This is a genomic window from Bacillus sp. FSL W7-1582 (assembly GCF_038593325.1).
GTDB lineage: Bacteria > Bacillota > Bacilli > Bacillales > Bacillaceae > Bacillus > Bacillus altitudinis.
Map to the genome: position 1 here is coordinate 2,764,200 of NZ_CP151987.1, position 19,286 is coordinate 2,783,485.

At 41.3% G+C, this 19,286-nt stretch carries 25 protein-coding genes and 1 tRNA gene; 5 read left to right on the forward strand and 21 right to left on the reverse strand.

Going from position 1 to position 19,286, the window contains the following annotated elements; translation table 11 throughout:
* The first annotated feature begins 11 nt into the window (after nt 1-11).
* Together rodA and ftsW are read left to right on the forward strand one after the other, a co-directional pair.
* Nucleotides 12-1,166 carry a rod shape-determining protein RodA gene (gene rodA, locus NSQ11_RS14300; RefSeq protein ID WP_342501135.1) on the forward strand — a complete coding sequence of 385 codons (1,155 nt, stop codon included), beginning with the start codon at nt 12-14 and terminating at the stop codon, nt 1,164-1,166.
* Nucleotides 1,163-2,305, forward strand: a complete 1,143-nt coding sequence (gene ftsW / locus NSQ11_RS14305) for a putative lipid II flippase FtsW (protein WP_272754201.1) — start codon at nt 1,163-1,165, stop codon at nt 2,303-2,305. Before rodA ends, ftsW begins: the two co-directional genes overlap by 4 nt.
* A gap of 31 nt (nt 2,306-2,336) precedes the next feature.
* Here ftsW and NSQ11_RS14310 read toward each other — a convergent pair whose 3' ends face one another.
* Complete coding sequence (locus NSQ11_RS14310) at nt 2,337-3,884, reverse strand: flotillin family protein (RefSeq protein WP_007500611.1); 1,548 nt, start codon at nt 3,882-3,884, stop codon at nt 2,337-2,339.
* An 11-nt stretch (nt 3,885-3,895) separates the two neighbouring features.
* Nucleotides 3,896-4,426: a hypothetical protein gene (locus NSQ11_RS14315; protein ID WP_019743390.1), complete on the reverse strand. Its 531-nt coding sequence runs from the start codon at nt 4,424-4,426 to the stop codon at nt 3,896-3,898.
* Nucleotides 4,427-4,631: 205 nt separating this feature from the next.
* On the opposite strand from NSQ11_RS14315, the gene NSQ11_RS14320 reads away from it, so the two are divergent.
* Nucleotides 4,632-5,111, forward strand: a complete 480-nt coding sequence (locus tag NSQ11_RS14320) for a DinB family protein (RefSeq protein ID WP_048003085.1) — start codon at nt 4,632-4,634, stop codon at nt 5,109-5,111.
* A 40-nt stretch (nt 5,112-5,151) separates the two neighbouring features.
* Here the strand turns inward: NSQ11_RS14320 and NSQ11_RS14325 are convergent, their stop codons facing one another.
* The gene (locus NSQ11_RS14325) at nt 5,152-6,360 is read right to left on the reverse strand and encodes an iron-containing alcohol dehydrogenase (protein ID WP_008344050.1); all 1,209 of its coding nucleotides are present in this window, start codon (nt 6,358-6,360) and stop codon (nt 5,152-5,154) included.
* 27 nt (nt 6,361-6,387) lie between these two features.
* Nucleotides 6,388-7,857 (reverse strand): betaine-aldehyde dehydrogenase, encoded by a 1,470-nt coding sequence (gene betB, locus NSQ11_RS14330; protein ID WP_144626062.1) that lies wholly within the window; start codon nt 7,855-7,857, stop codon nt 6,388-6,390.
* 206 nt (nt 7,858-8,063) lie between these two features.
* Here betB and NSQ11_RS14335 point away from each other — a divergent pair, with 206 nt between their 5' ends.
* Entirely contained in the window at nt 8,064-8,621 is a 558-nt protein-coding gene (locus tag NSQ11_RS14335; RefSeq protein ID WP_046344315.1) for a GbsR/MarR family transcriptional regulator, read from the forward strand.
* A 72-nt stretch (nt 8,622-8,693) separates the two neighbouring features.
* Nucleotides 8,694-8,766 (forward strand) — tRNA-Ala (locus NSQ11_RS14340).
* 59 nt (nt 8,767-8,825) lie between these two features.
* On the opposite strand, the gene NSQ11_RS14345 is transcribed toward NSQ11_RS14340, so the two are convergent.
* From NSQ11_RS14345 to NSQ11_RS14425, 17 genes are all read right to left on the reverse strand, one after another.
* A complete protein-coding gene (locus tag NSQ11_RS14345) occupies nt 8,826-9,272 on the reverse strand; it encodes a hypothetical protein (protein ID WP_039169955.1) in 447 nt (148 codons plus the stop codon).
* 102 nt (nt 9,273-9,374) lie between these two features.
* On the reverse strand, nt 9,375-10,193 hold the full coding sequence (locus NSQ11_RS14350; protein WP_342501136.1) for an N-acetylmuramoyl-L-alanine amidase: 819 nt from the start codon (nt 10,191-10,193) through the stop codon (nt 9,375-9,377).
* Nucleotides 10,194-10,212: 19 nt separating this feature from the next.
* On the reverse strand, nt 10,213-10,476 hold the full coding sequence (locus NSQ11_RS14355; protein ID WP_008361671.1) for a phage holin: 264 nt from the start codon (nt 10,474-10,476) through the stop codon (nt 10,213-10,215).
* Between the two features lie 12 nt (nt 10,477-10,488).
* Complete coding sequence (locus tag NSQ11_RS14360) at nt 10,489-10,701, reverse strand: BhlA/UviB family holin-like peptide (protein ID WP_017367922.1); 213 nt, start codon at nt 10,699-10,701, stop codon at nt 10,489-10,491.
* 36 nt (nt 10,702-10,737) lie between these two features.
* Nucleotides 10,738-10,878: an XkdX family protein gene (locus NSQ11_RS14365; RefSeq protein WP_079920608.1), complete on the reverse strand. Its 141-nt coding sequence runs from the start codon at nt 10,876-10,878 to the stop codon at nt 10,738-10,740.
* The gene (locus tag NSQ11_RS14370) at nt 10,878-11,198 is read right to left on the reverse strand and encodes a hypothetical protein (RefSeq protein ID WP_041507667.1); all 321 of its coding nucleotides are present in this window, start codon (nt 11,196-11,198) and stop codon (nt 10,878-10,880) included. Before NSQ11_RS14370 ends, NSQ11_RS14365 begins: the two co-directional genes overlap by 1 nt.
* 13 nt (nt 11,199-11,211) lie before the next feature.
* Complete coding sequence (locus NSQ11_RS14375) at nt 11,212-12,609, reverse strand: hypothetical protein (protein ID WP_234935787.1); 1,398 nt, start codon at nt 12,607-12,609, stop codon at nt 11,212-11,214.
* A gap of 44 nt (nt 12,610-12,653) precedes the next feature.
* Nucleotides 12,654-13,817 (reverse strand): hypothetical protein, encoded by a 1,164-nt coding sequence (locus NSQ11_RS14380; RefSeq protein WP_072368325.1) that lies wholly within the window; start codon nt 13,815-13,817, stop codon nt 12,654-12,656.
* Nucleotides 13,789-13,998 carry a phage portal protein gene (locus tag NSQ11_RS14385; RefSeq protein ID WP_072368326.1) on the reverse strand — a complete coding sequence of 70 codons (210 nt, stop codon included), beginning with the start codon at nt 13,996-13,998 and terminating at the stop codon, nt 13,789-13,791. The genes NSQ11_RS14380 and NSQ11_RS14385 overlap by 29 nt, the downstream gene beginning before the upstream one ends.
* Nucleotides 13,995-14,324 (reverse strand): XkdW family protein, encoded by a 330-nt coding sequence (locus tag NSQ11_RS14390; RefSeq protein WP_079920582.1) that lies wholly within the window; start codon nt 14,322-14,324, stop codon nt 13,995-13,997. The genes NSQ11_RS14385 and NSQ11_RS14390 overlap by 4 nt, the downstream gene beginning before the upstream one ends.
* A gap of 10 nt (nt 14,325-14,334) precedes the next feature.
* Entirely contained in the window at nt 14,335-15,207 is an 873-nt protein-coding gene (locus tag NSQ11_RS14395) for a hypothetical protein (protein ID WP_342501137.1), read from the reverse strand.
* Nucleotides 15,208-15,222: 15 nt separating this feature from the next.
* A complete protein-coding gene (locus NSQ11_RS14400; protein ID WP_057079157.1) occupies nt 15,223-15,606 on the reverse strand; it encodes a phage tail protein in 384 nt (127 codons plus the stop codon).
* Nucleotides 15,607-15,617: 11 nt separating this feature from the next.
* The gene (locus NSQ11_RS14405; protein WP_144626072.1) at nt 15,618-16,541 is read right to left on the reverse strand and encodes a YmfQ family protein; all 924 of its coding nucleotides are present in this window, start codon (nt 16,539-16,541) and stop codon (nt 15,618-15,620) included.
* Nucleotides 16,528-17,574: a baseplate J/gp47 family protein gene (locus tag NSQ11_RS14410; RefSeq protein ID WP_008344084.1), complete on the reverse strand. Its 1,047-nt coding sequence runs from the start codon at nt 17,572-17,574 to the stop codon at nt 16,528-16,530. The genes NSQ11_RS14405 and NSQ11_RS14410 overlap by 14 nt, the downstream gene beginning before the upstream one ends.
* Complete coding sequence (locus tag NSQ11_RS14415; RefSeq protein WP_024719684.1) at nt 17,567-17,989, reverse strand: DUF2634 domain-containing protein; 423 nt, start codon at nt 17,987-17,989, stop codon at nt 17,567-17,569. The genes NSQ11_RS14410 and NSQ11_RS14415 overlap by 8 nt, the downstream gene beginning before the upstream one ends.
* A 14-nt stretch (nt 17,990-18,003) precedes the next feature.
* On the reverse strand, nt 18,004-18,270 hold the full coding sequence (locus NSQ11_RS14420; protein WP_017358996.1) for a DUF2577 family protein: 267 nt from the start codon (nt 18,268-18,270) through the stop codon (nt 18,004-18,006).
* Entirely contained in the window at nt 18,267-19,277 is a 1,011-nt protein-coding gene (locus tag NSQ11_RS14425; protein WP_017367933.1) for a hypothetical protein, read from the reverse strand. The genes NSQ11_RS14420 and NSQ11_RS14425 overlap by 4 nt, the downstream gene beginning before the upstream one ends.
* Nucleotides 19,278-19,286 lie beyond the last annotated feature (9 nt).

The window sequence follows — 19,286 nt, forward strand, 5'->3', positions numbered from 1 at the left end:
GTGACGGAGACATGAAAAAACAGAACAGCATTGACTTCGCATTATTATTCACTGTCATTTGCTTCTTTGTGATCAGCCTACTAGCTGTGTATAGCGGATCGGGACAGTATGAAACGCAAGATATGTTTTATTTCGTCAAAAGACAAGTTTTCTGGTATATCGTCGGCTTTGGCCTTATGGCGGCAGTTGCTTACTTTGATTATGAACTGCTTGAGCGGTTATCTTTTCGATTATTTGCAGGTGGTCTCTTTCTCATCATTCTCGTTCATTTTTTTGGCACGAATCAAAATGGCTCTCAAAGGTGGATCAGCTTGGGACCCATGAAAGTACAACCATCAGAATTTATGAAAATTTTTGTCATTCTTCTGTTAGCGGCTATTTTAAATCGATACAAACATCAGCGCTTTGCATTTAAAGAAAGCATGATTCCCACAATGAAAATTATATGCTGGACCGCTGTTCCTTTTTTCCTGATTTTAATTCAGCCAGATTTGGGGACGGCACTTGTGATCTTGTCTATCGCTTTTACACTGATGCTTGTGTCAGGCATTTCAAGTAAAATGATCGCTGCATTAATCGCTTCTTTTCTCGCGCTTCTTGCATTTTTGACCTACTTGCACAATGAACATTTTGAGCACTTTACAAAAGTGATTAAACCTCATCAGCTTGATCGCATTTATGGATGGCTCTCTCCTGATGAATTTGATTCGACATATGGGTATCAACTGAAACAAGCAATGCTTGGCATTGGGTCAGGACAATTATCAGGAAGCGGGTATGCAAAAGGAAATCAAGTACAAGGGGGAAATATCCCTGAAGCCCATACAGATTTTATATTTGCAGTCATTGGCGAGGAGTTTGGTTTTATCGGCGCCTCCCTATTGATCTGTTTATATCTTATGATGGTCTATCGAATGATTCATGTGGCTATGCATGCGAATACCCTTTATGGGCTTTATATATGTGCTGGGGTGGTTGGGCTGATCGTCTTTCAAGTCTTCCAAAACGTTGGGATGACAGTAGGGCTAATGCCTGTGACTGGTCTTGCCCTTCCTTTTATCAGCTATGGGGGCAGTGCGCTTTTAACCAATATGATCGCCATTGGCCTTGTGTTTAGTGTCAATCTGAGGTCCTCATCCTACATGTTTGGACGTAACTGGGATTGAAGGTGATGTCATTGATTCTTTCTCACCTAAAAAAAATCGACTACATTCTTGCTGGGACGATTGTTTGTCTTTGTTTCTTTGGATTGCTGATGGTGTACAGTGCGAGTTATCCTTTAGGCGAAATAAAATATGGACAGGGCAGCTACTTCTTCATGAAACAGTGGCAATGGCTTTTGATTGGGTTCTTCTTTTTCATCGCTGCGGCCCTGGTTCCATATCAAGCTTACCGTAAATGGATTCGGTGGCTTGTGATGCTGTCACTGTTATGTCTTATCCTTGTCCTGCTTCCTGGAATCGGTGTTGTCAAAAACAATTCACAACGATGGATTCAATTGGGCTCTCTGATCATCCAGCCCTCTGAGGCTGTGAAATTAGTGATGATCATCTATTTTGCCTATGTATATGCAAGGAAACAAGCGTACATTACATCCTTTAAAAAAGGAGTACTGCCTCCACTTCTTCTTTTGAGTCTAGCTTTTTTATTGATTTTAAAACAGCCAGATTTAGGTACAGCAGTTTCTATTTTATTGAGCTGCGGTATCGTCTTATTATGTGCTGGACTTAAAACACGCCACCTCATTCTACTAGGTTCGACGGCTGCGGCAGGGATCACTTTTTTTGCTGTGACCGCTCCTTATCGTTTGAAACGGATCACTTCTTTTCGTGATCCTTTCATGTATGAAGATGGAGATGGTTATCAGCTGATCCATTCTTATCTCGCCATGGATTCAGGAGGACTGACCGGGAATGGTTTAGGCGGAAGCATTCAAAAACTAGGGTTTCTTCCTGAAGCCCATACAGATTTTATTATGGCCATCATTAGTGAAGAGCTGGGAATCATGGGGCTGTTGTTTGTGATGGGTGCCTACCTACTCATCATGTATCGCGCCGTTCGAATCGTTCAAGGTTTACAAGATCCATTTGGAAAACTATTAACGATCGGGCTTACTTTTCAAATTATGATTCAAGCAGCCTTTAATCTCGGAGCTGTCTTTGGGCTTCTCCCCATTACAGGCATTCCTCTTCCCTTTATTAGCTACGGCGGATCTTCATTGGTGTTCATGATGATATCTGCAGGCATTCTTGTGAATCTCTCTTCATCTATCAAAAGACACCGGCATGTGCCCCAAGTAAAATAGACACCCTCTATCAGAAGGTGTCTTTTGATTTTTATTCTTCTATTTGACGATCAGCGATTTCTTTTTTTCTTGGCTGTTTGATTTCATTCGTCAGTTCTTGGATGCTTTGTTTCACATTGCCTTTGCCAGAGAAATTCTCAATAATTTCTTTAACATCAATTCCAGAAGAAGCTTTCAGACTTTCTTGAAGACTGGACATAAGGTTTGTCGCATAGCTGGTCACTTTGTTGGCACCGCTGCCTTCCCCGTTACCACCTGTATCAACAACTGTAATTTTATCAATGTTAGAAAGTGGAGCAGATACTTGTTTCGCATATTCAGGTAGCATTTTCACAATCATATCAAGAATCGCCGCTTGACCATACTGTTCGAATGCTTCTGCAATTTTCTCTTTCGCTTCTGCTTCCGCAAGTCCTTTCAACCTAATGACTTCTGCTTCTGTTTCCCCTTTTGCACGATCGGCTTCTGCTTTGGCAAGCCCGTCAATCCGAACTTTCTCTGCTTCTGCTTTTGCCATTGCTTCAATGCTGTATTTCTTCGCATCTGCTTCTGCAAGACGCTTCGCTTTTTCCGCCGCAGCCGACTGCTCAACAGCATAACGGTCCGCATCTGCTTTCTTTTTCACTTCAGAATCGTATTGACGCTCACGACGCTGGATCTCTTTTTCTTCTAATTCAATTTGCTTCTGACGTTCAATGATTTTGACTTGCATTTCTTGTTCAGTTACGTGCTGACGATTACGAGCTGTTTCAAGATCGTACGCTTGGTCAGCGCTTGCTTTTGCTGTATCTTGTTCACGTCTGAATTCTGCTCTTTTCAGCTCATTGATTTTTTCTGCTTCAGCGATTTCAGTGGCACGCTCAAGCTCAGATTTCTTCGCATCTTTATCTGCTTCTGCACGTTTGATACGTGTTTCTTTATCTGCTTCTGCTGTCGCAATATCTGCATCGCGTTTCACTTGAGCAATTCTAGGTTTACCTAGTGATTCTAAATAGCCATTTTTATCACGGACATCTTTGATTGTAAACGATACAATGACAAGACCCATTTTCGCTAGATCTTGAGAAGCAACACGCTGTACTTCTTGAGAAAATTTCTCTCTGTTTTTATAAATCTCTTCAACTGTCATTGACCCTAAAATGGAGCGAAGGTGTCCTTCTAGTACTTCTCTTGCTTCATTTTCACGATCTTCTTTTGTTTTCCCTAAAAACTGCTCTGCCGCAGTGGCGATTTCTTCAATTGATCCGCCAATTTTAATGATGGCCGTTCCATCCGCCATGACCGGTACACCCTGCTCAGTATAGACTTCAGGCGTTGAAACATCTAGCTTGCTAGATAGTAAGCTGAGCGGCTCTGCTTGTTGAAAAACAGGGAGTACAAAGGTACCTCCACCTCTTACAATCTTAATCTTGTTTCCACCTTCATCCACGTGGACATTTTTACTTCCGAGGTAACTTCCTGTGACAATTAATGCTTCATCTGGACCAGCTGTCCGGTATTTCGAAACAAATACACCAATAAGTGCAATGAGAATCACAAGCACAATTCCAATAATAATTAATATGGTTGTTCCTGGCATAGCATTCCCTCCTAGATTTCTTCATTTGGTATAACAGATAACACGCCTTTGTTCACTTCGACGACCAGCACCCGGGTTCCATATGGAATCTCCTCTTCGTCGAAACTGACGGCAGGCTTTGAGATTTTCCCGCTGTTACTAATTAACAGCACTTCTCCAAACCCATCTTTTGGTACAGATACAATGATCTCCCCAGTTCTTCCTTTTAGGTCGGCCTCCGTATATGAAAGAGATTCTTCAGCAGAGGAAAGCGGGACTAAGACAAATACATGTAAACAAGTAACGAGAACCACTGCGAGAATGGTAGATAATACTGCGCCAAGTCCACTTCCTACAATTGCTGTTTTTTCAGAGATAAATCCTCCAGCCGAGAAAAAGGTAAGAAATGCGAGGATCAATGTTGGTTGAAGGAACGGGACAGGAATCGCTTCAAACAATCCATCAAATACATCGCCAAAAAAGACGAAAACAAGCGTCAGGATTCCTGATACCATCAATATGTATAAGTACAGCGTCTGAAGAGGCAGCCCAAACACATCCATCTTCCTCACCCTTTCTTTATGAAATGAGCAGCCTTTCATTCATTTAGACCATGCTCACATCCAAGTGTATTCCTTCTAACAGGTAATACGAACCACTTTTGTAAAGGTTTCAAATTTCCTCACAATTCTTCAAAGGAATTCAACGATAGCTCAAGAATGATTGTCATGTACCAGTATGTTAAAATTTGATCTTGAGGTGATGAAAATGAGTTTATTACATGATGCAAGACAAGAATTGTGGCAAGAGCTGCAAGGTTTGAACGAAGAACAATTGAATCAAAAATTATCTGATGATACTTGGAGTATTCAAGAGGTGGCAGATCATTTAAAGAAGATGGACCTAGTTGCAGCAAAACATCTAGCTGCCGAGGGGAAAAAAGCACCGATTAAAGAATATGAGCCAAAGCCGGTGGAAATGGCAGAGGATCGTTCAAAAAAAGCCACTGCGCCTAGTATTGTTGAGCCAGAGCGCAAGCATGTGACACCTACACATTTAAAAGTTGAGCTTGATACAGCTCGTGAGAAATTAAATCAAATTTTATCAACGTTTACAGAGGAAGATTTCAAACGCGTGATTGCACATCCTGTGTTTGAAGAACTTTCATTAAAGCAATACCTTGATTTTATCGGCGCACATGAAAAGCGCCATATTCATCAAATTAAAGAAATTAAAGAACAGCTATAAGATGTAAAAAAGACTCCCTTTTGGGAGCCTTTTTTCATTATTACACTGTTTTAGGTGTTAAATCAAAGCAGCGGGCGTAAATCCAGTTGTATGCTTTTTCGTTCAGGTCTCTTGGGTTTCCAACTGTTTGCGGATCTTTCATTGCTTCTTTAGATAAACGGTCGATCATATCTTTTGGTACACCTTGTTCTTCTAATGAAGGAACTTCTAGGTCTTCCACTAAATCATACATCCAATTCACTGCTGCTTTTGCAGCTTCCTCTGTTGTCATTCTGCTTGTATCAATTCCGAATGCTTGCGCAATTCGAGCGAACTTCTCTGGGTACCCTTTCCAGTTATATTCCATGACAGGTCCCATCATTGCCGCTACACATTGGCCATGTGCGACAGGAATAATACCCCCAAGCGTTTGACTCATCGCATGGGCTGCACCAGCTGATTCACTTCCATAGGAAAGTCCTGCAAGCATCGCAGCTTGTGCCATTCCATATCTTGCTTCTAAATCCTCTCCATCAGCAAAGGCACGGCGAATATAATGAGCAGCATATTCAATGGCCATGAGCGCTACCGCATCTGTAATTGGCTGAGCAAACTTCATCGTATAGCATTCGATCGCGTGCGCAAGCGCATCGATACCCGTCATAGCCGTCACATGCGGCGGCATAGATACATGAAGCTCAGGGTCAATCACTGTTAGGTGAGCTGCAATGAGTGGGCCACCTGTGTTGAATTTGAATTCCCTTTCTTCGTCAGTAATCACTGCCCACTGCGTGACCTCTGAACCTGTACCAGCCGTTGTCGGAATGGTGGTTAACGGAGGGATTCTATTTTCAAGCGGTTTTTTCCCCTCAGCCGCTTCGTAATCAAGAACTGATCCTTCATGAGTCGCTTCCACACCAATAGCCTTCGCTGTATCCATTGAGCTTCCGCCGCCTACTGCGACTAAACCATTACAGCCTTCTTTTTCATATAACGCAGATCCTTCATTCACTAAACGGACTGGCGGGTTTGGTTCTACTTTATTAAATAGAACCACATCAACTTGTGCTTCTTTTAATGAAGCAATCACTGGATCTACAACACCCGCTTGATAAATACCAGGATCTGTGACAAGCAATACCTTTGAAACGCCGTATGCTTTCACTTCTTCCCCAACATGTTTCACTGCCCCAATGCCATGCTTGATGACAGTCGGAATTTCAAACGTATGGAATTTTTGCATGCTTTCAATTTTCATATTTAAAGTCATATAGAATCTCCTCCAGATAAGTGATATTTATTTAAACCAATGAACCGCTTCTGGTTTTGTATTTCGATATAAATGTTTTAGTTCCGTATATTCTTCAAGGCCCGTACGTCCTAATTCACGTCCAAGACCTGATTGTTTATATCCGCCCCACGGTGCTTGGGCAAAATAAGGATGGAAGTCGTTGATCCATACCGTGCCTAATCTTAATTGACGAGCCACTCGTTCGGCTTTGCCGATATCAGAAGACCACACCGCTCCTGCTAAACCATAAATCGTGTCATTTGCCAGCTCGATGACTTCTTCCTCTGATCGGAAGGATTCGACAGTGAGGACTGGTCCAAACACTTCTTCCTGTACAATTCGCATCTCTGATGTACAGCCTGAGAAAATCGTCGGCAAGTAGAAGAATCCTTTTTGAAGCTCCTCTGCATCAGGTCGTTTCCCACCTGTTTCTAATGTTGCGCCTTCGTCTAAACCGATGCTGACGTATTTTTCTACTTTTTCTCGATGCTCAGCTGAGATGAGCGGTCCGCTCTGGGTTCCTTCATCAAAGCCGTTGCCTAGCTTGATTTTTTTCGTACGCTTCACCAGTTCTTCTAAAAATTCATCGTGAATGGATTCTTCCACTAACAAGCGTGAACCTGCTGAACACACTTGCCCTGCATGGAAAAACACAGCATTCATTGCCTGGTCAACCGCTACGTCTAAATCAGCATCTTGAAAGACGATATTCGGGTTTTTCCCGCCGAGCTCAAGGGCGATTTTCTTCACATTCCCGCTGGCTCCCTGCATGATTTTCTTACCTGTTTCAATACCGCCTGTGAATGAAATTAAATCGACTTGGTCATTGACAGCCAGCTCATCGCCAACAGTTGCTCCAGGTCCAAGCACTAAGTTGGCAACGCCTGCTGGAACACCCGCTTCTTCCATAAGTTTGAAAACTTTGATCGTGGTTAATGGTGTAATTTCACTTGGCTTTAGTACGATTGTATTTCCAGCTGCAAGGGCAGGAGCGATTTTCCAGCTCGCTTGAAGCAACGGATAGTTCCAAGGAGTGATTTGACCGCATACACCGACAGGTTCTCGGACTAATTCGCTTTTTGAGTCTGGAATAGGCGATGCAATGATTTTCCCGCCATCCTTATCAGCAAGACCTGCATAATATTGGAACACGTTCGCAATATCGTCCATATCCGCTTTGCTTTCTTCTAATGTTTTGCCCGTATCAAGTGATTCTAATTTGGCTAATTCATCTAGGTCTCGTCTAATCAATTCCGCAATTTTGAACACAATATTTCCTCTTTCAAGTCCAGGCATGTTTGCCCAATCACCTTGATCGAAGGTTTTTCTTGCTGCCTTAATGGCTAACTGCGCGTCATTTCTTGATCCTTCACTGACTGTCGCGATCACTTCTTGATTAAATGGATTGATGATATCTCTTGTGTCGCCACTCTTAGCGCCAACCCATTGTCCATCGATAAATAGTGTTTGACTCATAGAAGGAACCTCCTCTGATTATCTTTGGTAAGTTTGTTAAATAAAAATTTAACGTTTTGAACATAATTAACTTAACATGTTCAAATTTTTCTGTCAAAGGGAGATATGTTTCATTTATTTTGACATTTTGCATTCTTTCGTTAACATATAGTCCATAAAGATTTTTTTGAACGTATTGAATTCACTTAATAGAAAGCAGGGACAAGATGAAAAAGCAGGAACAGCCACAAGCAGAGGAACGCATTTTAGCTGCTAAAGATCTCGTCATTGATTCCATCGCTGAAACAATGGATCTCTATGGCATTACTAGAAGTGCGGGTATTCTATATGGGACGATGTATTTAAATGAGGAAATGACGCTGGATGAAATGCGTGAAGAGCTGCAAATGAGTAAGCCTAGTATGAGTACGGGTGTGAAAAAACTGCAAGACATGAATATTGTCAAAAAGACCTTTCACCGTGGCCGAAGAAAACACAGCTTTGTTGCTGAGAAAGACTTTTTTAAGTTTTTCATGAACTTCTTCCCGCAAAAATGGGAACGAGAGGTTGAGGTCAATCTAGCAGCGATTGAAGAAGCGCAAGAACGCCTTCAAGATGTAGCTCGTGATGATCAGGCGGAGGAACATGAAAAAGAGGAAGCGAAACAGCTCATTGAACAGCTTGAAAGCTCAAAAGCCTATTATGACTGGCTTAGACGATTAGCCCACTCGGTTCATTCGGGAGAAATCTTTGACTATATTCCGATTGATCAGAAAGTAAAATAGCCGGAGTGTTTGTGTTTTACAGCTTGAATTTTACAGGAGGATTGATTATAATAAGTTATGTCGTAATACTTCGGGGCATTAGCTCAGCTGGGAGAGCGCTACGCTGGCAGCGTAGAGGTCAGCGGTTCGATCCCGCTATGCTCCATTATCAAAAGCCTATCCAATGATGGATAGGCTTTTTCATTTGATTTTACTCATAAAAGCTTATTTGTCTGGTTCTTGAATTTGATAACCAAAGACTCCTTTTATCTCAACATCCCCACATCCTTCTTTTTTGGTCAGTTTAATACCATGGGGTCTATAAATGTAGCGCCCACTTGATAAAATTCGGTCTGTTGCACTTAGATCATATTGGTTACCTGTATACTCTTTGACTGATGACGGAAAATCCGTTCCTGATAAGGATGTTCTGTAGAGTGTCACCTCTAAAGTACAACCCTCTGCATTTAGTATAGAAAATTGGTAGCCGTGAGTAGATGGATATTGTTCAGGATTATTTTGACCTCCTGGTACCCACAGATATTTTTCCTGTTCCGTCATGATGAAATCAACTTCTACTTCTCGATAAATGGTCTTAGCTGCAACCTTTTCCATATTAAAATGGAACATGACAATGAAACAAAGAGACATCATTACACTTATCCGCTTCATACAACCCCTCCATTCATTTTTACCATTATACAACAAATAACGCCAAAAATGGTTTTATTTTACTTTTTTATAATAGAAAAGGGTTGATTCATTCCATATGTGTTAACTTTCTATGACCTTTCTTAATGTTTCTTTGGTCTTTGGACCATATATGCCATCTGGGGTTAACCCATGCATCATTTGAAATCGAGACACTGCATTCGCAGTCTTGGGTCCGTAGTACCCATCGATTCCATTATTGATCGCTCCCTTATCAGGATAAAAATAAATCGATGCTAAGGCTTGTTGTACAGCTTTTACAGCTGACCCTTTTGTAAGAGGCTTCGTCACTTTTAAAATACCTGCAGGCAAACTGTATGTTTTTTTGACCTTGTTGGTTTTAGATGTTGATCTCGTTGATATGGTTTTGATAGATGTTTCTTTCACAGGTTTAGCTGTTGTCATTTGACTTGATGCTGATGCAATACCCGCCTTGAAGCCATCCCAACGATTTAACAGCTTACGCGGACACTCTTTCCCGCTCCAATGCTTATGCGGCACCACGTTTGATAAAGGAATTCCTAAATCCCCCATCAGTTTCCGAATAAGCCATTGGGCGTTTTTAACAGCCTGTTCAAAATTAGCGCCTGCATTTTCACAAATTTCAATTCCAATTGATTTCATATTGCCGGTTCCCCTGCCATCTCCTGCGTGCCAGCCATTTTCGTTTAGTGGCAAATGCTGATAAATGACCTGATCATCGACCGTGTAGTGCCAGCTAACCCCGGTACTTGCCCGAGCAACAAATGCTGCATGATTTGCCGCATCAGCCCCCCGTCCAGTGTTCGATGTATTATGCACCGTAATATAGAGCGGCTTCATCCTGTTTCCTGGTCTGTTGCGATTTTGTTTTGGGATGAGTGCTTGAATGATCTTCACCATATTGTTTCTCCTTCAAAAATTATTTTGTTAACCCTCTTTGTTTCAGGGCATCTTTTTGCAATTGACCTTTATAGGTCACATAATTATTTTTAAACCAAGCGATCACGGCAGTGACCATAGTGAAAATTGTGGAACCTGCCACATATAGTGCCTCTCCTACGGTTTGCACTTGCTCCTCGCTAATCGGCAGCACCGTTTGTCCAAACATGACAAGCGTTTGGTTGATAAGCGCAATAAAAAGAAGCACTGTGCGAATCACAGTGCCTTTGTCGAATGTTTTCATGATGTTTTCCTCCTATTTTAAATTCCGTTCAATTTTATCGAGCTTGTCGATCACGACGTCATACTTCTCACTAAACTTTGCTAACACATCATTTTGCGCCTCGATTTGCTCATTGAGTTTGTTTTCCCGTTCTTTTGTAGTGTTGAGAACATAAAACAGAATCCAGCAAAAAAGAACGGCGAATGGGCCTTGTGTCATTAAGTTTTGAACGACATCTACTTCCATTTGAATCACCTTCTTTCCGGCAAAAAAATAAAGCCATTAGGCTTTGTACATTTCTCCAGTTATATTTTGATAGTCTTCTGCCGAGATCCAGCCAATGCTTACATAAAATGCAATGTCCTCTGGGCCGTAACACTGCCAGTCCCAGAATTGTTTGATATCCGCTACAGTTGGAAACATCAATCTGAAGCACCTACTTTTTGCATAGCTAATAGCTGCGTTAATTGTTTTGATAACAAAGCATTTTGTTTCTTTAAAAGTTCTATATCACTTGGCGGGAGAGGGGCTGGTTTTAAGCTGTCTATATACTCTTGGGTCGCTGATTCATACCATTGTTGTTTTTTTACATCAAATGCAGCCTTATAAAAAGAAGGATTATTGGGTGGTGCAATTGTTGTGCATTGCTCTGGAATAATATAATTTCCTTCATCATCCCTTTCGAACACTTCGATAGGTCTGATCAATTCATTTTGCTGATTGTATTCATAAGCTTGTATCATTTGTATCACTTCCTTAATTTAATGGAACAACCATGTCTAAATAGTAGCCAGTTACTGCACTGTTATTCACTGCATGTAAACCAGTTAGTTTTAGCTCTCCTGTATTATAGATATATAATTTACTATGACCCGTTGTACCTGATACCGGAACTGATACTACTATTCCTTTATCTGGTAAACGATCAGCTGGAATCCATCCAAAAATAACTTCTCTATTTGCTTTTAGGTGGCCTCTCAGCAATAATAAATTTCCCCATTTCACATATTCAACTGGTCTATCCCCTATAGAAGAGCTTTTGTCTAAGGTTACATTTAGCCACTTAACATTTTCAAAATCAGCATCAGTCACTAGTTTTTTCCACCCTTTAAAAACACCATCAGTATGGACTGTTCCGAACCAATGAGTGTTGTCGTAACTTCTGCAGACATGAATGGTCTTTCTACCATTTACAGTTTCTAAGATATCGATATTAAACCAAGAAGAATCATTATCGACAGGCATATTTACAATATTAGATCCTACAGCAAAGTAAAAGCCCGATGGCAGCGTTAAAATATCAGTTCCTATTGACATTGAAAGTCTTAATCCCTTTGAATTTAATAGGTTATGGTCATTGAGACGTTTCCAACCGCTCCACTCTTGTTGTGTACCCGTTACATCAGTTGTTGAACGGTTAATATAGACATCTCCTGTATTGTTTGCACCGATGACCCATCCATAGGTATTCTCACTAAAAACAGACAAAGCCCTCATGGAACTTCTTGTCGGAAGATCTGGATGTGCTTCATGAATGTACCATGAATGAACTCCCGGCAATTTTATTAGCTTATCTAAAATACTAGGATCCTCCGCATTAATTCTTTCAAAAGCTTTTCCATCGTCAGCAGTAATTTTAGATAATTGTCCTGCATCCCATTTGTTTTTTTCATTTTGAGTCGGCATTTGCATCCAGTTGATTCCGATGTCATTCACATGATATGAAAAACAAAATGAGTTGCCTGATGTATCAATTGCAATTCCTACGCCAATATTATTTTGACCTACTAGCTGAAAGCCTCTTAATGCAGCATTTCCTATAGCTGGAGAATCGACTACTCCAGAACCACCTGGCGCATAAAATGAGCAAGCCCCTAGCGCTTTAATTCCCTCGTAGATACTGCCACCAGCAGGGATATTAATCAATTGGGAACCGTTATCATTTGTCAGTTTATATAGCTGTGATTCATTCCATTTTTTCTTTTCTGAACCAGATACGTGAGGAATTGGATCTCCCTTATGAAGGTTGAATTGTTCTAGTAGTTCCTGATCATTTTCAATCAAAATTTTCACTAAATCGTTAAAGAGATCTGCATGAGCTTTATCACTCGTCTTAAAAGGTTGAGGTGTTTTTATGATTGTTTCTCCTTTCAAAAAAACTATATTATTTAAGCGATATTATGATAACAGCAGCTAGTTCACTTCGTTCTAAATCGGAAACCAAACGTGATAAATTCATTAGGATTCAGATCATTAGAACAATATTGGACACAAACTTTTCCATCTGTCCCGATTGCTGTCCTATGAATTTGTGGTGTACTACTCTTACCTATGCTTGACGCTACTCCAATAAAGTGAGTCGATTGCATTGGTCTAAATCCTTCTTTTAAGGTAAAAGCAACAGAGTCAAAACCAACCTTACCGCCGGTAATTGACCCAATAATTTCAACCACACCTAATGCATCTTTACTATATTGCACGGTGTGGGGAATACCATCGACAGAATTATATATTTTCCAACCATTATCGAGCTGCGGAAGTTCTACCTTGTTCCACTTCACCTCATCATCCGCAGCAGTCAGTAATCTACGCCAGCCCTGCCAGCCTAAATTTAAATCAAGATAGTTCGTAAAGACGTTATTGCGATAATCTACAGCAATCACCCATCCAAACGTCCCCTTGTTATTACTGTCCGCAGATGTAAAGTGATAAAAACCGCGTGCAGATAAAGCTGAAGGATTGTCCTGTACACCTGCTGGAGAATAAAACGTGCCAAATGCCTTTCCCGCCTGTGTAATTTTATCGAGTAAACTCTCTGTAGTTCCTACAGATACACGTACGCCACCCGTGTCATTTGTAATTTTAATTAATTGGCTGCCATTCCATTTATCTTTATCGACTGTTCTCGGCAGCTGCGTCCAAGTGATAGATACATGGGTAGAATTATAGAAGAAGTAATATGCATAACCCGACGTGTCTACCGCAAATCCAGTACCAATGTTATTTTGTCCAACAGTTTGTATTCCTCTTAAATAAGCATTGCTGGGTGCAGGGGAATCTTCTACCCCTGGGGATGCAATGAAAGTACAGGTCCCCTTATCTTTTATCTCATCATAAATATTTTTGTCAGCTGAAACAGAGATCAAGTGTTTGCCGTCATCACCTGTGATCTTATATAACTGCGATTCATTCCATTTCTTCTTCTCTTCTTCAGATGCATGTGGGTTGGTGTCATCAATATGGCCAATGAGTTGTTCTAACAGTCCCTGATCATTCTCAAGTAAAACCTTTACCATGTCATTGAATAAATCAGCATGGGCTTTGTCGCTAACTTCAAATGACTTTGGTTTTTTTATCTCCATTTCGATCTACTCCTTCTTTCAGAAAGTTTGGGTCAATTTCTTTTAATTGCTCTAAAGTCAGTATGTGCTGGTGATATCCCTCTTTCATCTCTTCCATTGAACAATCCCCTAATTCAATGGCTTGTTTGACCAACTCAGGTGTCACCCATTGAAAATATAATGCCATGACCCAATAATTCATGTTTCACTCCCTCCTTTAATGAAGAGGATCTCATTTTTCAGCGCTATTAGTTCGTTTGTTAGAAGATCACATTGATGTTCAAGCTGTTTTCTCATTAGCTTTTCTTTGGCTACTTCTTGTGCTAGATAATCTAGTGGAAGAGGTGGTTGATACCTCGGGTTGGCTTGGGATTCCTCCCACCATTTTTTCAATTCTTCTGCCGTTGGCTTTGGCACATCTAAATGCCACTCGTTTATATACGAACCGTCGCCGTCATTTCTTAGTTCAAAATCTTTTTGCGGGTCCGCAGCGGGGTATTTATACTTAATGGCTTCATATAAAATCATCTGACTCCTCCTACACTCTTGGGAAATTACGGCCGCCTAATTCCGTAATATCGAAATAGTTGTACCAGCCTGAATTATCAGATATATAACGATCGGAATTTCCCGCATATCCTATATACATGTAAATTTCAATGTAATCTCCTTTATTCGCTGGCACATTCGCAGCCCCATATAAACCTATATCAAGTTTTGCCGATTCAGAGGGTGTGGCAGGGAGATGTCTATAATGAGATATATTTTTATAATTTTTACCATTTAAAAAAATAGATAGCTCAAAATTTGCATACATTTGAACTGTCTCAATATAGACTCCAGAGTTTACTAGATACATTCCGTTTTCCGGACAAATAAAACGACTATTTTTTATATCAAAATTATTGTGACTATCTTTGATTTTTCGATTAAAAAGGATTTTTTGTCGCTCAGCATTATTAAGCAACTGCTTACCAGTTGTACCAATGTTCGTATGAAGAAAACCAGAGATTTTGTGCCACTCTGTCCACCCTGAGGCTATATACCATTGTCTAAACCAAATACCAGTACTAGTAAAATAACTATTTGTTTCATTACCGTTGCCATAATAATATTGTACAAAACGATACTCATTCATTTTTTCGTTCTTCACAAAACCTAATTTTGTAGGATATCCGTTGTCATTCGCTATAGCCATCAACGTAATGCCAATTGGATATTCCTCACCACTGACTGATGCATCTTGAATGGCTTGATCACCTTTTAAAATGAACAAGGTTTCATTCGTGATCCCTGCTATTTGTTGACTGAGCGCATTGTCATTCTCCACAAGTGTATCGACCATCCGGTTAAATAAGTTGGCATGGGCTTTGTCAGAGGTTTCAAACGGTAAAGGTGATTTTATGTCCACTTCTTTTCCCCTCCATTAATAAATATCATCAATCTCAAAAACAAATTCGATGTCGCCGTCTTTTTGTTTGTCTGTCATGGTGCGGATGGCGGTGAATTTGCCGGCTTCGTCGACAAGGGCTAGTTCATTGATGACTTCGCCTGCGAGTTCTCCTTCAGCGATGGTGCAGGTGTAGCGGATTTTTGCCGGTTCCATGAAGGTAAATGAATCAATATTTTTTTGAACCAGTTCTTTTTTGAGTGCTTGTTCGGTTCCGTCAAGAGAGATCGGTTTTCCATCCTTTGTTCCTCCACTTCCGAATGCCATTTTGACGACTTTTGTGAGTTTTGTTCCTTCTGCTCGTGCCTTTGCCATTTGTTGACGTGCATATAGTGTGGTTACGGTTAATTGATCAGCCATTGTGATCCTCCTTATAGGTCTATTTTTTTAGAAGTTGCTGCTAGCATTTTTGATCCATCAAGTGGAACGGATCCATCGAGAATCCAGTAATGCTCCTTGATCAGTAAACTGCCGCCTTGTTCATTTTGAACATGTACCGGTAAGCGGAACGTCATCCTCTTTTTCGTTTGATGTGAAAGCTGGTTCTTTGCGCGCAAAGTCAGCGTAGCTGCTTGCTTCGTTTCATGCGATGCTCCAGTCATGACATAATTCATACGATATGCTGTTTCTTTCTCTTGTTGAAGCGGCATTCTCATCTTTAATGAATGCCGAAAACGAGCAGGGACTTCTGTAGTACCTCGTATCCCGCTGAGATAGAACGTTCCATTTAATACGAATTCACCATTGAGTAAAATTGGAATATGATCGAAAAAGCCCACTCTGCTTCGCAGTGTGAGCCGCTGGTGATGATCATTTGTTTCATGAACATCAGTATGATGACTGGCGGTGAACGTATACGCCAAATGTGCTGGCTTTAACGTTTCGAGTATTTCGACGATATATCTTGTGTTTTGCAGGTCATCTAGGTTGACACGCAATGCAAAATGATAACGATTGACTGTAAGTCGGATGGTCGCACTTGGATTTTTAAGAAATCGATTCACAGATTTCTCTAATGACAAATACGTAATTGGTGGAATGTTCGACATCATATTGAGTAATCGTGCCCTGCGCAGCTCAATCGAATCATCTGACTCTCGCTGCACCTTGAGCATTCTTTCCCAACGATTCAATCCCCACGTCGCTGTTAAAGGGAAGAACTGATCCGTTACATCAAAAATGGATTCGTCCAATTGTTCAAACTCTGGTGCCTCTGTTTTTAGTAAATGATCCACATCATAAATCTCTGTGAAATAAGGCGGCAAGTAGTTTTTCATTTCATCAAGTTTGCTCAATAACCTTCACCTGCCTCAGACGTGGTATCTCAATGTCCTGTAATACTAAGTTTTTTGACTCCCCATTCAATAAGACGTTTGCATAATCGGACACACTCTCTGAATGGTACAAAATATCATTTAAGGCGGACATTCGAATCGTACTTTTTTCAAATGCGATTGATTTTAACAGTGCTTTGACCTTTTCTTCTATTTCTTTTTGCGCACCTTCAAGTGTCCAGTCCATCTGAAGTTCGACGGACACTTCTACGTCAATATCCAGCCACTTGGCGCTTTCCACGGTTGCTTTTGAACCAATAGGAGCTTGCCCTTCTCCTTCTCCCGGTACAGGATCGATATACTCCTGGACCCTTTTGACAAGAAGCTCAGAGGCTACATCTAGATTGCCATCTGTGATGACAATTTTGACCGTTCCCTCTCCATTCCATAGCGGGAACACTTTCGCTCTGCCGACACCAACCACTTCCTCGGCCCACTTTTTGTAATGTGCTCTGTTGGCACTGACAGCCTCTCGCCTTGCGCGTATTAAATACCGATCGTATAATGACGCATCATCTTCTTCCTCTTGCCCTGGTATCACCAATTCCTTCATGATCATCGACTCTAGACCCGGAATGGTATCAAGCGATAGCAGCGGCTGACCTGTTAATTGCCCATTGCCGGCTGTACCTGTTGTCTCGCATTCTAGTGTACCGTCCTTTGAAAATTGAAAATAAACGTCTTCAATAAAGAATCTTGATCCTGCTGGAATGTTTACGTTCTCTGGTTGAATGGTTACGGACCAGACCGCTTTGGTGGCTGGCTTTCGTTCAATCCCCACTTCTGCTGCTCGTCGATCTAAAAATTCCCCCTGTGCTGTATCAGCAAAGACAAGCTCAAACACTTGATCAAGCCAAATATACGACTGTGCCAGTTCAGCAGCAGCAGGTGCCAAGGCATTCCAAATGACGCTGTTTTCTCTTTTATCTATGTCATCTGGCAGCCTGTCCAGCATTCTTTCCATCAACGCCTCATACGTTTGCTCCTCAAACATCTCCCTCCATCACCTCCTCTATTTCTAATGTGCCTTCATCTGTGACAATGGCTAGTTTGACTTGAAAGGCATCATTTTGCTTCGTGACCTCTATCTCTTCAATATGATCAATCCGCTCATCAACGACCAATGCTTCTTCTAGCAATCTTGGAATCTCCATTTCTTTGTATTCATCTGTTGCTTCTGTATCGGTCAATAGCTCCTGAATTTCAGTGCCAATGTCGTGACTGTAAATGGGATGTGCATAGCGCTCTGTTCGCAATGTCATATAAATAAATTGTCGGATCGCTTCAATGCCTGTAATGGCTTCATTTGTCAGCCTACCATTTTCAAAATCTATGCGATACGTCGTCGAGGTTTCTACCTCTTCGTCTTCTTCTGTTTCCTCGATTTCTTCCTCTGGTGAAAGTGCCACATTCATCACCTCCCTTACAATTTGTCGATGATGTAAAAGGACTGCCCTCCTGCCATTGCGAGTACCATAATGCTGTCTCCCCTTTTCAACTCATCATCCTCACCCTTATTTAAGCGTTTAGGCCAAATAAGCAGTTCTTCTGGAATGATCAGCTTACTGTTTTCATTTAATCGGATGTGAAGAGGCGAAGCCATTGTGACCTCTCCAATCACCAGATCAATTGGAGAAGCTGCATCTACTGCATTGACAGCAAGGCGTTTAATTGCTTCACTTAATCTCATGCTTGATCACCCTTTGGCATGGAATTTTTCTCAACGACGTCAATTGTCATGGTGTGCTTCACTCCATTGAATTCATGCTTGTCTTGATCGATCCAGTAGGTTTTTTTGATGTTGATTTCAGGGATTTTCAAATAGATTGGCAAACCGCTTTGCAGTTCAGGGATTCCGAGTGCTTGTATGCTTTTCACTTCTTGTTTGACGCCTTTTTTTTCAGCTAGGCGTACTTTCGCTCTTTTTTGAAGCTGCGGCTGGTTGATTTGACCTGTGACCGTCTCCACATGCTGTAAAATGCCGTACTGACTCTGACCCGCTTTGTCCTGTTCGATCACCACAATATCTGATTTGCTACCTTTTTTCTTATTCTTGCCCTGTTCGTCTACAGACGTGCGCATCTTCACACGTGTTGCTGTCTCTTCAATGGAGGTGCTGTACTGATAACCGATGAGGTTGACGCCTGATTCAATGACCCACACGTCCTCTGGATCGGGCCAAGCTCTCAGCCCCATCTTGCCTTTAGCAGAATAAATTTGATAATTTCTACCGGTTTGCCGCTTCGTTTCCTTCAATGCTTTTAAAATGATGTCATATAAACTCGTGTCATTTTTAAAGACGAGAGACTTCATGACATGTCCTGTATTTGCGATGGATGTCATAGGGATTTGAAAGTCTGCCCCGATCCGCCTCAAAATTTGATCTGCCCGTTGATTTGAAAAAACATATACATCTTGGTTTTTCACTAAATATTGGAGCATATCGTATGCGGTAAAGGTCAGCTTTCCTTCAACAGGCGTCCTAGAAAACACGATGCCTCTGAACAGCTCTTTTCCTTTCCATTTAAAAAGAACCGTGTCTCCTTCTGAGACACGGTAATATGTTTGACTGCCTTGCTTTGTGATAATGTTCGCCTGAATAGAGCGAGGGGCCTGATACCTTTGCCCCTGAAGTGTCACACTCTCTGTGACAAGCTCATACATCGTACCGCTTCTGATGGCAAAAAGCTCAATCAATGTCAGCCC

What these genes read in the sequence shown, in the direction of transcription:
- rodA (WP_342501135.1), top strand. Translation starts at nt 12, where the DNA reads ATGAAAAAACAGAACAGCATTGACTTCGCATTATTATTCACTGTCATT.
- NSQ11_RS14310 (WP_007500611.1), bottom strand. Translation starts at nt 3,884, where the DNA reads ATGCCAGGAACAACCATATTAATTATTATTGGAATTGTGCTTGTGATT.
- NSQ11_RS14315 (WP_019743390.1), bottom strand. Translation starts at nt 4,426, where the DNA reads ATGGATGTGTTTGGGCTGCCTCTTCAGACGCTGTACTTATACATATTG.
- NSQ11_RS14320 (WP_048003085.1), top strand. Translation starts at nt 4,632, where the DNA reads ATGAGTTTATTACATGATGCAAGACAAGAATTGTGGCAAGAGCTGCAA.
- NSQ11_RS14325 (WP_008344050.1), bottom strand. Translation starts at nt 6,360, where the DNA reads ATGACTTTAAATATGAAAATTGAAAGCATGCAAAAATTCCATACGTTT.
- betB (WP_144626062.1), bottom strand. Translation starts at nt 7,857, where the DNA reads ATGAGTCAAACACTATTTATCGATGGACAATGGGTTGGCGCTAAGAGT.
- NSQ11_RS14335 (WP_046344315.1), top strand. Translation starts at nt 8,064, where the DNA reads ATGAAAAAGCAGGAACAGCCACAAGCAGAGGAACGCATTTTAGCTGCT.
- NSQ11_RS14345 (WP_039169955.1), bottom strand. Translation starts at nt 9,272, where the DNA reads ATGAAGCGGATAAGTGTAATGATGTCTCTTTGTTTCATTGTCATGTTC.
- NSQ11_RS14350 (WP_342501136.1), bottom strand. Translation starts at nt 10,193, where the DNA reads ATGGTGAAGATCATTCAAGCACTCATCCCAAAACAAAATCGCAACAGA.
- NSQ11_RS14355 (WP_008361671.1), bottom strand. Translation starts at nt 10,476, where the DNA reads ATGAAAACATTCGACAAAGGCACTGTGATTCGCACAGTGCTTCTTTTT.
- NSQ11_RS14360 (WP_017367922.1), bottom strand. Translation starts at nt 10,701, where the DNA reads ATGGAAGTAGATGTCGTTCAAAACTTAATGACACAAGGCCCATTCGCC.
- NSQ11_RS14365 (WP_079920608.1), bottom strand. Translation starts at nt 10,878, where the DNA reads ATGTTTCCAACTGTAGCGGATATCAAACAATTCTGGGACTGGCAGTGT.
- NSQ11_RS14370 (WP_041507667.1), bottom strand. Translation starts at nt 11,198, where the DNA reads ATGATACAAGCTTATGAATACAATCAGCAAAATGAATTGATCAGACCT.
- NSQ11_RS14380 (WP_072368325.1), bottom strand. Translation starts at nt 13,817, where the DNA reads ATGGAGATAAAAAAACCAAAGTCATTTGAAGTTAGCGACAAAGCCCAT.
- NSQ11_RS14385 (WP_072368326.1), bottom strand. Translation starts at nt 13,998, where the DNA reads ATGAATTATTGGGTCATGGCATTATATTTTCAATGGGTGACACCTGAG.
- NSQ11_RS14390 (WP_079920582.1), bottom strand. Translation starts at nt 14,324, where the DNA reads ATGATTTTATATGAAGCCATTAAGTATAAATACCCCGCTGCGGACCCG.
- NSQ11_RS14400 (WP_057079157.1), bottom strand. Translation starts at nt 15,606, where the DNA reads ATGGCTGATCAATTAACCGTAACCACACTATATGCACGTCAACAAATG.
- NSQ11_RS14410 (WP_008344084.1), bottom strand. Translation starts at nt 17,574, where the DNA reads ATGTTTGAGGAGCAAACGTATGAGGCGTTGATGGAAAGAATGCTGGAC.
- NSQ11_RS14420 (WP_017358996.1), bottom strand. Translation starts at nt 18,270, where the DNA reads ATGAGATTAAGTGAAGCAATTAAACGCCTTGCTGTCAATGCAGTAGAT.